Source organism: Nakamurella leprariae (assembly GCF_016918035.1).
Lineage (GTDB): Bacteria > Actinomycetota > Actinomycetes > Mycobacteriales > Nakamurellaceae > Nakamurella > Nakamurella leprariae.
Map to the genome: position 1 here is coordinate 103,088 of NZ_JAERWK010000026.1, position 9,694 is coordinate 112,781.

At 73.1% G+C, this 9,694-nt stretch carries 7 protein-coding genes; 5 read left to right on the forward strand and 2 right to left on the reverse strand.

Annotated features, from left to right (window positions below; translation table 11 throughout):
- The first annotated feature begins 50 nt into the window (after positions 1-50).
- From JL106_RS19280 to JL106_RS19295, 4 genes are all read left to right on the forward strand, one after another.
- Entirely contained in the window at positions 51-1,913 is a 1,863-nt protein-coding gene (locus JL106_RS19280) for a Na+/H+ antiporter (protein ID WP_407940206.1), read from the forward strand.
- 65 nt (positions 1,914-1,978) lie between these two features.
- On the forward strand, positions 1,979-3,001 hold the full coding sequence (locus JL106_RS19285; RefSeq protein WP_205262397.1) for an alpha/beta fold hydrolase: 1,023 nt from the start codon (positions 1,979-1,981) through the stop codon (positions 2,999-3,001).
- 82 nt (positions 3,002-3,083) lie between these two features.
- Positions 3,084-3,365 (forward strand): hypothetical protein, encoded by a 282-nt coding sequence (locus JL106_RS19290; protein ID WP_205262398.1) that lies wholly within the window; start codon positions 3,084-3,086, stop codon positions 3,363-3,365.
- Between the two features lie 85 nt (positions 3,366-3,450).
- Complete coding sequence (locus tag JL106_RS19295) at positions 3,451-5,520, forward strand: NAD(+) synthase (protein ID WP_205262399.1); 2,070 nt, start codon at positions 3,451-3,453, stop codon at positions 5,518-5,520.
- A 13-nt stretch (positions 5,521-5,533) separates the two neighbouring features.
- Here JL106_RS19295 and JL106_RS19300 read toward each other — a convergent pair whose 3' ends face one another.
- On the reverse strand, positions 5,534-6,499 hold the full coding sequence (locus JL106_RS19300; protein WP_205262400.1) for a peptidoglycan-binding domain-containing protein: 966 nt from the start codon (positions 6,497-6,499) through the stop codon (positions 5,534-5,536).
- Positions 6,500-6,672: 173 nt separating this feature from the next.
- On the opposite strand from JL106_RS19300, the gene JL106_RS19305 reads away from it, so the two are divergent.
- Positions 6,673-7,560, forward strand: coding sequence for a ribokinase (locus JL106_RS19305; RefSeq protein WP_205262401.1), 888 nt, complete (start codon positions 6,673-6,675; stop codon positions 7,558-7,560).
- 21 nt (positions 7,561-7,581) lie between these two features.
- Here JL106_RS19305 and JL106_RS19310 read toward each other — a convergent pair whose 3' ends face one another.
- Positions 7,582-9,636: a M3 family metallopeptidase gene (locus tag JL106_RS19310; RefSeq protein ID WP_205262402.1), complete on the reverse strand. Its 2,055-nt coding sequence runs from the start codon at positions 9,634-9,636 to the stop codon at positions 7,582-7,584.
- Positions 9,637-9,694 lie beyond the last annotated feature (58 nt).

Sequence of the window (9,694 nt, forward strand, 5' to 3'; positions counted from 1 at the left end):
CTCATCGGGATGATCCAGTGCGCCGCGGACCGGCGGTGCCACGATGAGCCGTGCACGTGGCTCTCATGCTGTTGATCCTGACCGCGATGGTCACCGCGGTCAGCGCGCTGGCGGAGCGGATCCGGATCCCCGCCCCGCTGCTGCTGGTGGTGGTGGGGGTGGCCGGGTCGTTCCTGCCCATCGCCGAGGACGTCCGGCTCACCCCCGAGCTGGTGCTCATCGGCCTGCTGCCGCCGCTGCTGTACGCGGCCGCCATCCGGACGTCGCTGGTCGACCTGCGGGCCAACCGCCGGGTGATCGGCCTGCTCGCCGTCGGGTTGGTGCTGTTCACCACCCTGGTGGTCGGGTTGATCACCTGGTGGCTGTTGCCGGTGCCGCTCGCCGCAGCCATCGCCTTCGGTGCGGTGGTGGCCCCGCCGGACGCGGTCGCGGCGACCAGCATCGCCCGCCGGGTCGGGCTGCCGCGACGGATCGTCACCGTGCTGGAGGGCGAGTCGCTGCTGAACGACGCCACCGCGCTGGTCGCGTTGCGCACCGCGATCGCCGCCATCGCCGGCTCGGTCAGCGTCTGGCAGGTCGGCGGCGATTTCCTGCTGGCCGCGGTCGGCGGTGCCGCGATCGGCCTCGTGGTGGCGTACGGGCTGGCCTGGATCCGCTCGCGGATCGCCAACACCACGATCGACACCGCCATCTCGCTGATGGCGCCGTTCGTGGCCTACCTGCCCGCCGAGGAGGTGCACGCCTCCGGGGTGATCGCGGTGGTCATCACCGGGCTGGTGCTCGGCCACAAGGCGCCCGTCATCCAGAGCGCCCGCTCCCGGATCAGCGAGCGGACCAACTGGGGCACCATCCAGTTCCTGCTGGAGAACAGCGTCTTCCTGCTCATCGGCCTGCAGCTGCGGTTCGTCAGCGAGGCCGTCGCCGAGTCGACCCTGTCCACCTCGGACATCGTCTGGTTCTGCGTCGGGGTGCTGCTGGCGGTGATCATCTCGCGGCCCGTCTGGGTGTTCCCGGTGCGCTACCTGCTCATCCACCCCAAGGACGCGGCCGGCCAACCGGTGCCCTGGACGTCCACGGCCATCGTGTCCTGGGCCGGGATGCGAGGGGTGGTCACCCTGGCCGCCGCGTTCGTGCTGCCCGCCGACCTGCCACACGTCGAGGTGCTGGTGCTGGGCGCGTTCGTGGTGACCGCCGGCACCCTGCTGCTGCAGGGCCTCTCGCTGCCCTGGCTGGCCCGCCGGTTGCGCGTGCGCGGCCCGGACGCCCGGGAGGACACCCTGCAGGAGGTCACCGTGCTGCGCGCGGCGATGGAGGCCGGGCGGATCGAGCTGGACCGCATCGTCGCCGCCGACGACGATCCGGAGATCGTCGAGCAGCTCCGCCGGCGGGCCCAGTCCCGGATCAACTCGGTGTGGGAGCGGCTCGGTGACTCCGACGGGGACGAGCCGCCGAGCGCGCAGTACCGGCGGCTGCGCACCGCGATGCTGGCTGCCGAGCGGGACGCTGTGCTGGAGATCCGCGACGCCGGCACGGTGGACGCCGAGGTGCTGGACCGGGTGATGGCCACCCTCGACGTCGAGGAGTCACTGATCGACAAGCGCGGCGGCCGCGCCGCCCGGGTCGGCGAGGACACGCTGACCACCCCGCGGCCGGCCGCCGACGAGTGCGACGACCTGCGTGCCGCGAAGTCGACGATCATGCCGCTGTCCGGTCACTGCGAGGACTGCATCCGGGAGGGCACCCGGCCGGTGCACCTGCGGCTGTGCATGGCCTGCGGCAACGTCGGGTGCTGCGACTCCTCCGTGGGACGGCACGCCACCCGGCACTTCCACGACAGTGCCCACCCGGTCATGCGCAGTTTCGAACCGGGCGAGGCCTGGCGCTGGTGCTACACCCACGAGGTGCTCGGCTGAGTTCCGGCCCCCTCCGCGACCCCGTCCGTGCCGCCGCGGTGTCGCCGCGCCCGTAGGGTCGTGGCATGGCTGAGCGCACCAGCAAGCCCGCCCGCCCACGGAGCAGCACGCGCCAGGCGCGTGTTCCCGCCGGCGCCCCCGAGGTGACGTCCGCGTCGGTCCTGCCGGAGCCGGCGGTCGAGGCGATCCAGGACGTCGTGGCGACCGACGTCCTCGACATCGCCTACACCGACCTGGGTCCGGAAGACGGACCGGTGGTCGTCCTGGCCCACGGCTGGCCGGACGCCGCCCGCGGCTGGGCGCCGGTCGCCCACCGGCTGGCCGCCACCGGTCGCCGGGTGCTCGTGCCGGACAACCGCGGCGCCGGCGGTACCCGGTTCCGGTCGCCGTGGACGCCGCGGGACGGCAGCGGCGTCGCGCTGGCCGTCGACCTGCTGCAGTTCACCGCCGGGCTGGGCATCGACCGGTTCTCCGTGGTCGGGCACGACTGGGGCGCCCGGGCGGCGTACACCGTGGCGGTGCTGGCGCCCGACCGCGTCGACGCCATCGCCGCGCTCGGGTTGGGCTACCAGCCCAACGGCGTGTTCACCGTGCCGCGCGACTTCGCGCAGACCCGGCGGTTCTGGTACCAGTTCCTGCTCTGCTCCGAGCCGGGCATCGCCGCGGTGAACGCGGACCCGGTCGGCTTCGCCCGTGAGCAGTGGAACACCTGGAGCCCGTCCGGCTGGTTCACCGAGGACGAGTTCGCCGCCACCGCGCCGGCGTTCGCCAACCCTGACTGGGTGGCGGTCACGCTGAGCGCCTACCGCAGCCGCTACCTGCCCGACGAGCCGCTGGACGAGCGGTACGACGACCACCGGGCGGTGGTCGCCGCGACCGACCGGGTGGTGGTGCCCACGCTGCAGATCCAGGGCGGTGCCGACGGCGTCGACCCGGCCGAGCTGTCCGAGGGGCTGGCCGGCCACTTCCACGTCCACCGCCGCGAGGTGCTGGACGGCGTCGGGCATTTCCCGCACCGGGAGGCGTCGACGCGGGTGGCCGAGCTGGTGCTCGAGCACCTGCAGTCGGTGCCGGCCGCCGCGCTCTGACCAGCCGCCCGGACCCGGACCCGGCGTGAACCGCGCCGCGCCGGGGAACTGTCCGCGTGATCGAGATGGAGGGAGTGGACCCGTGACCCAGGACGCGAGCGGTGGACCGTCGGAGGAGGCCCGTGAGGCCGTCGGCGCCACCGACGACTACGTCGGCAAGCCGGTCAGCGATCAGGAGCTGGGTGAGCTCTGGGAGGCGCCCGACGCCGACAGCCAGGCCGACAGCCAGGCCGACAGCGAAGCCGCGGCGGCCGGGGGCGACGACGTCCCCGTGCGCACCGCCGAGGACGCCGCCAGTGGGTCGGACCCGGCGCAGGCCGAGGGCGACGACGCCGATCCGGTGAACATCGAGCCGACCGGCTGAGCCGGTCCGACCGATCCATCCGGCGAGCCGGCCCCGGGCGCACCCCGCCGCCCGGGCGCCGGCGCGGCATGAGAGAAACACACCCATGACGGTTGCTCCCGTGGACGCCTCGACGTTCGCCTCGCTGTACACGCACGGCTTCGCCCGGGTGGCCGCCTGCACCTCCGCGGTGTTCGTGGCCGACCCGGCCCGGAACGGCGTCTCGGTGGCCGAGGTCGCCCGGGAGTGCTCCGAGCAGGGTGTCGCGGTCGCGCTCTTCCCCGAACTGGCGATGACCGGCTACGCCATCGACGACCTGCTCGGCCAGGACGCCCTGCTCGACGAGGTGCACCGGGCCATCGGCGACCTCGTCGAGGTGTCCCGGGACCTGATGCCGCTCATCGTCGTCGGCGCACCGCTGCGGCACCGGGCCCGGCTGTTCAACACCGCCGTGGTCATCCACCGCGGCGAGGTGCTCGGCGTGGTGCCCAAGATCCACCTCCCCACCTACCGGGAGTTCTACGAGCGTCGCCAGTTCGCCTCCGGGGACGGGATCACCGGCCTGACCATCGAGGTCGCCGGGCGCAGCGCCCCGTTCGGCACCGATCTGCTGTTCACCGCGGCCGACGTGCCGGGGCTCACCGTCGGCGTGGAGATCTGTGAGGACATGTTCGTCCCGGTGCCGCCGTCGGGGCCCCTGGCCCTGGCCGGCGCCACCGTGCTGCTCAACCTCTCGGGCAGCCCGATCACCATCGGCCGGGCCAACACCCGCAGCCTGTTGTGCCGCAGCCAGTCCATGCGCTGTCTGGGCGCCTACCTGTACGCGGCGGCCGGCCAGGGCGAGTCCACCACCGACCTGAGCTGGGACGGGCAGACCAGCATCTTCGAGAACGGCGTGCTGCTGGCCGAGGGCGCCCGGTTCGCGCCGACCCCGCAGGTCACCGTGGCCGACGTGGACCTGGACCTGCTGCGCCAGGAGCGGGCCCGGCAGGGCACCTTCGAGGACAACCGCCGCGCGCAGTCCGCCACCACGGAACACCGCACCGTGCACTTCGAGGTCCGGCCGCCGGCCGGGGATCTCGGGCTGCGCCGGCCGATCGAGCGGTTCCCGTTCGTGCCCGCCGACCGCGAGCGGCTGGAACAGGACTCCTACGAGGCCTACAACATCCAGGTCGACGGGCTGGTGCAGCGGCTGCGGGCGACGAACACCGAGTGCATCGTCATCGGTGTCTCCGGTGGCCTGGACTCCACCCACGCGCTCATCGTCGCGGCCCGCGCCATGGACCTGCTCGGTCTGCCCCGCACCAACATCCGCGGGTTCACCATGCCCGGCTTCGCCACCAGCGACGCGACCAAGGGCAACGCGCACAAGCTGATGGCCGCCCTGGGCATCACCGTCGGCGAGATCGACATCCGGCCGGCCGCCCGGCAGATGCTCGCCGACATGGACCATCCGTTCGGGCGCGGCGAGGAGGTCTACGACGTCACCTTCGAGAACGTGCAGGCCGGCCTGCGCACCGACTATCTGTTCCGACTGGCCAACCACCACCGCGGCATCGTGCTCGGCACCGGCGACCTCTCGGAGATCGCGCTGGGCTGGAGCACCTACGGCGTCGGCGACCAGATGTCGCACTACAACGTCAACGCCGGTGTCCCGAAGACGCTGATCCAGCACCTGATCCGCTGGGTCACCACCACCGGTGACTTCACCGACGAGGTCGGCGCCATCCTGCTCGACATCCTGGGCACGGAGATCTCCCCGGAACTGGTGCCGGTCAAGGAGGGCGAGCCGCCGCAGAGCACGCAGAAGGCGATCGGGCCGTACGAACTGCAGGACTTCAACCTGTTCTGGACGCTGCGGTTCGGCTTCCGGCCGTCGAAGATCGCGTTCCTGGCCGTGCACGCCTGGGGCGACGTCGAGACCGGTGGCTGGCCGGTCGGTTTCCCCCCGGAACGGCGCCGCGCCTACGACCTGCCGGCCATCCGGGGCTGGCTCACCGTCTTCGTGCGGCGGTTCTTCGGCTTCAGCCAGTTCAAGCGTTCGGCGCAGCCGAACGGGCCCAAGGTCTCGGCCGGTGGGTCGCTCAGCCCGCGCGGCGACTGGCGGGCGCCGTCGGACGGCAACGCCGCGGTCTGGCTGGCCGACCTGGAGCGGAACGTCCCGGACGGTCGGTGATCTCCAGTCCGGCTCAGCAGACGTCCAGCTGCAGCGCCGACCACACGCTGCGGTCGACGACACCGGTCACGGGCAGGCCGGAGTCGGTCTGGTACTCCTGCACCGCCGCGGCGGTGGCCGAGGTGTACCAGCCCCAGGACGAGGTCAGGCCGAGGGTCGGGTCCGGGCCCAGGTCGATGTCGTAGCCGAGCCGGCTGACCAGGATGCGCTGCAGCTCGCCGATCCAGACGTGCTGCAGGCCGACCGCGTCGAGCAGCGGCAGCAGCGCCGGGTCGGACGTGTCCGCCGGGCACAGGCAGGTGATCAACGGAGCCGTGGCCTGCTCCGGTGCGGCCAGCTTGATGAACGCGTCGGCCGGCCCGGCCACCCGGTCCGGGCACCCGGCGTACGGCTCCGGGTACGGCCCGGACCACAGTACGTAGGCGTTGCCGTCGCTGCTGAAGATGTCGCACGACGCGGACGTCTCGCCCCACCGGGCGCCGTCCGGCACCTGGTACTGCTCCCGCAGATCGTCGATCCGGCGGCCGAACTCGCCGAGGTCGGTCGCCGACGCCAGCTGCACGACGTAGCCGGAACCGCAGGCGATGTCCTGCCGCGGGACGCCGGCGATGCTCTGGCGCTCGTCCGGCTGCCCCGGGTCGACGGTGGTCGACTCCGTGGTGGGCGGGGTCTCGCCGGTGCTCGTCGGACCCGTGGTGGTCGTCCGGACCGTCGGCGGCGCGGGGGTGGTGACCGTCAGCCGGCCGCCCTGACCGGACGGATCCGGGGTGCGGGAGGTGGAGCCGCCCTCGGAGCTGGACGTCGTCGAGCTGCCGACCGGAGCGGTGCTGGCCGGTCGGGCCTGACCCGGGGTCTGCGTCCCGCAGGCCGCGAGCCCACCGGTGACGAGGACGGCGAGCAGGCCGGCCAGCACCGGGCGCGCCACCCGGCGAGCCGGGCGGGCACGGTCCCGCGGGACGGACGCGCGGAGTCGGGCCATCGACGTCACCTCCGGTGCTGGGTCGAGGCGCACCCTATGCGACCGGCCCGGCCCGCCCGCGGCCCGGGCCGATCTCCGTCCGGCGGTCGGAACCACATGAGTCGCCCATACTGATCGGGGCCCCGCGATCGGAGCCGTCGCCGTCGCTCCAGCCGTCGAAAGGGTCCTCGACCGTGTCCGCTCACCGTCACCGAGCCCCCCACCGCATCCTGGTCGTCGGCAGCATCAACCTCGACCTGGTCGTCACTGCGCCGACCATCCCGGCGCCCGGCCAGACGCTCATGGGCTCCACCCTGCTGCGCCGTCCCGGCGGCAAGGGCGCCAACCAGGCGCTGGCCGCGCGCCGGCTGGGGGCCGAGGTGACCATGTTCGGGCTGGTCGGCGCGGACTCGGACGGTCTGGACGCCACCGCGTTGCTGCGGCGCGAGGGTGTCTTCCTGCCGTTGATCGACGCGCCGGACGGGCTGCCCGACGACATCCGCAGCGGCGTCGCCGTGATCACCGTGGACGCGGCCGGCGAGAACACCATCGTGGTGGTGCCCGGTGCGAACGACCGGCTCACGCCCGAGCTGCTGCCGGAGACGATCACCGGGTACGACGCGGTGATCTGCCAGCTCGAGGTGCCGATGGCCACCGTGGCCGCGGTGGCCGCCCGGGTCGACGGCGTCTTCTGCGTGAATGCGGCGCCGGCCGCCGTCTTGCCGGCCGAGGTCGTCCGGCGCGCCGACCTGATCGTGGTGAACGAGGGCGAGTACGCCGACCTGCGCGACCAGCTGGACGCCGCGCCCGGACTGGTGGTGCGCACCCTCGGCGCCGCCGGGGCCGAGACGGTGCGCAGCGGCGCGGTCACCGCCTCGGCCCGGCCGCCCAGGGTCGAGGTGGTCGACACCGTCGGCGCCGGGGACGCCTCGGTCGCCGGCCTGGTCGTCGGGATGCTGGACGGACGCACCGACGAAGACCTGCTGGCGTTCGGGTGCGCGGTGGGTGCGCTCACCACCACGAAGTCCGGCGCCCAGGAGGCGACACCCACGCTGCCGCAGGTGCTCGCCGTCCTGGACTGAACCGGCGCGGACGGACCCGGGTCAGCCGGTCGGCAGCAGCCCGCGCCGGCGCAGCAGCGGTCCGATGTCCGGATCCCGCCCGGTCACCCGGGCGAACGCCTCACCCATCGGCACCGTTCCGCCGACCGACAGCAACTCGGCCCGGAACCGGTCGCCGTTGGCCCGCCGCAACCCGCCGTTGGCCCGGAACCATTGGACGGTGTCTGCGTCGAGCACCTCAGCCCAGATGTAGGAGTAGTACCCGGCCGAGTAGCCGCCCGAGAACACGTGCTGGAAGTAGCGGCTGCGGTACCGCGGCGGCACCAGGGGCACGACGATGCCGGCCCGCTCCAGGGCCTGCGCCTCGAAGGCGTCGACGTCCGTGATCACGGCACCGGGTTCCACCCGGTGCCAGGCCTGGTCCAGCAGGGTCGCGGCCAGGTACTCGGTAGTGGCGGCGCCCTGCCCCCAGGTGCTCGCCGCCTCCAGCCGGTCCACCACGTCCTGGTCCAGCCGCTCACCGGTGTCCACGTGCCGCGCGTACCGCCGCAGGATCTCCGGCCAGCGGATCCACATCTCGTTGACCTGACTGGGGAACTCGACGACGTCCCGCGGCACCGAGGTGCCGGACAGCCGCGGGTAGGTCACCCGGGAGAACAGGCCGTGCAGGGCGTGGCCGAACTCGTGGAACAGGGTGCGGACCTCGTCCGGGCTGAGCAGGGCGCGTCCGCCGTCGGCCGGGCGGGGCAGGTTCAGCACGTTCACCACGATCGGCAGCTCGTCCAGCAGGGTGGACTGGTCGACGAAGGTGTTCATCCAGGCGCCGCCCCGTTTGCCGTCCCGGGCGAACCAGTCACCCAGGAACAGGCCGATCGACGTGCCGTCGGTGTCCCGCACCTCCCACACCCGCACGTCCGGGTGGTAGCCGCGCAGGTCCGGGCGGAGCGTCATGGTGATGCCGTACACCTCGGCCGCGGCGCCGAAGACGCCGTCCCGGACCACCCGCTCGAGCTCGAAATACGGTCGCAGCGCTGCGGTGTCGACCTGGAAGCGGTCGCTGCTGACCTGGTCGGCGTAGAACGCCCAGTCCCACGGGGCCAGCTCGACACCGTCCCGGGCCGCCGCCTCCCGCAACAACTCCGCCTCGGCCTCGGCGTTGCGGACGGCGGGCCCGACCAGTCGGCCGAGCAGGTCGTCCACTGCCTCGGTGCTGCCCGCGGTGCGGTCGGCCAGCACGGCGTCGGCATGGTGGACGAACCCGAGCAGCCGGGCCCGCTCGGCACGCAGCGCCACGATCTCCAGCAGCACCGGACCGTTGTCGGCCACCTCGATCGGCGTCCCGTCGGGCGCCGGACCGACCGTGGCGAACGGCCCGGCCCGGTCGACCGACGCGCGGAACAGCCGCTCCCGCAGTGATCGGTCCCGCAGCACGGACAGCAGGGGTTGCCCGGTGGGTAGCACCAGCGACACCAGCCAGCCCTGCGCGTGCCCGCGCTCCCGCGCCGCAGCGGCCGCGGCCGCCACGGTCTGCGGCGAAGCGCCGTCCAGCTCGGCCTCGTCGGTGACCAGCACCGCGCCGGCCTCCATCGCCCGCAGCAGGTTCTGTTGGAACGTCGTCGACAACACCGACAGCGCCTGGTTCAGCGACCGCAACCGGTCCCGGTCGGCCCCGTCCAGCCGGGCCCCGGCCAGCACGAAGTCGAGATGGACCCGCTCGATGAGCGCCCGGTCCTCGTCGGTCCGGTCGGGATCGGCGTCCAGCTGCTCATGCACCGCGTCGATCCGGGCGAACAGCGCCGGGTCCAGCCGGACGGTGTCCCAGTGCGCGGTCAGGCGGGCGCTGTAGGTCGCCTCCAGTTCGCGCAGCTCGGGTGTCGACAGGCTCGAGGTCAGATTGGAGAACACGGAGCTGACCCGGCCCAGCAGCCGGCCGGACCGCTCGAGCGCCACCACGGTGTTGGCGAAGGTGGGCGGCTCGGCCTGCCCGACGATGTCCGCGACCTCGGCCAGGTGTTGCAGCATGCCCAGAGTGGCGTCCACCAGGGTGGTGTGCGACGACCCTGGTGACCAGCGGGGCGTCCACGAAAGGGCGGCCATCGCGTGATCTTGTGGAGACCTCTCACAGCCCACCAGGAGATCGACGCGATGACCGCTG